This window comes from Mesorhizobium sp. M7A.F.Ca.CA.002.15.2.1 (assembly GCF_003998715.1).
Lineage (GTDB): Bacteria > Pseudomonadota > Alphaproteobacteria > Rhizobiales > Rhizobiaceae > Mesorhizobium > Mesorhizobium ciceri.
The window spans coordinates 1-1,229 of sequence record NZ_RZPI01001019.1 but is presented as its reverse complement, the minus strand read 5'-3'; the positions used below and the strand labels follow the sequence as shown (position 1 = coordinate 1,229).

General features: G+C 61.3%; 2 protein-coding genes. Both read left to right on the top strand.

The window, feature by feature from the left end:
- On the top strand, window positions 1-416 hold a 416-nt coding region (locus tag ENZ74_RS32165), incomplete at its 5' end, for a hypothetical protein (protein WP_127313304.1).
- Between the two features lie 88 nt (window positions 417-504).
- Entirely contained in the window at window positions 505-1,035 is a 531-nt protein-coding gene (locus ENZ74_RS32160; protein ID WP_027162137.1) for a dihydrofolate reductase family protein, read from the top strand.
- Window positions 1,036-1,229: the final 194 nt, after the last annotated feature.

Genomic DNA, 1,229 nt, shown 5'->3' with positions numbered 1-1,229 from the left:
TCGTCCACCCCAGCGGCATTTCGGTGACCAAGACCGATCTCGGCGATGACATCACGCAGTATCTGATGGCCTCGGCGCTGGGCACGATCGTCGTCGTGCAGGAGTATGGCGCCATGAATCCGGTGTCGCTCAACCAATTGATGCTGCAGGAGATGACCAGGCAATCGGTGCAGGCCGGCGCCAAGCTGACGCAGGGGCCGACCACGCGCAAACTCGCCGACGGCAAGGAATTGACCGGGATCCGGGCCGAGGTGAAGACACGCACCGACACCGCCGATTTCGAGATCGTCGGCTTCGGCCTGGCCGATCGGGGGCTGCTGTTCATCACCCGCATTGCCGGCGAGGATGCAGCGACCGAAAAGCCGCTTGTCGACAAGTTCTGGCAGAGCCTGAAAGTCAGGTTCAGGCCGGACTAGGATCGTGTCTCAGTTTGGATTTCGGCTGGGGTTTTGCGTAACGGCGGCTCAAGTTATTCTGAAGACCCCGGGTTGGAGATCCTGCAGCATGGCGAAGCTCATTTTCAGAATGAACCAGTCACTCGACGGCTATGTCGACCACCAGAAAATGCCGTCGGGCCCGACGATCTTTCGTCACTGGATAGAGCAAGTGCGCAATTTGAGCGGCAGTGTGTACGGTCGCGGCATGTACGAGGTCATGCGCTATTGGGACGAAGACAGTCCTGAGTGGAGCGCGGAGGCGCATGAATTCGCGGCGGCGTGGCGGAGCCAACCGAAGTGGGTTGTGTCGCGCTCTCTGAAGTCGGCCGGCCCTAACGCAACACTTGTCGCGGATGACGTCGAGGCGGTGATACGCGGGCTTAAGGCTAAGCTCGTCGGGGAGATTTCAGTTTCTGGACCAGGCCTGGCACGAAGCCTGACCGACCTTGGTCTTGTAGATGCGTACCAACTCTACCTCCATCCGTTCGTGCTTGGTCATGGCAAGCCATTCTTCGCCGGCCCCCGGCCGCCGCTTCGCTTTGTGGCCAGCGATTTGATTGGCGACGACGTGATCAGGTTGACCTATGTGCCTGCCTGATCACGCGGTCGTCGATCCGAGACGCCAGCGGGCCTACAGCCCCTTCGGCACCAGTCCGGCCAGCCAGTTCACAGAGCGCTTCGCGGCGTCGGCGGTTGCCGAGGCGGCGCGGCCGAGATCGGTCTTGACCACGGCGTAGCCGTTCTTGGTGCGATAGAGCACACCGGTTCCGCCATCGACCACCTGTTCATAGG

What these genes read in the sequence shown, in the direction of transcription:
- ENZ74_RS32160 (WP_027162137.1), top strand. Translation starts at nt 505, where the DNA reads ATGGCGAAGCTCATTTTCAGAATGAACCAGTCACTCGACGGCTATGTC.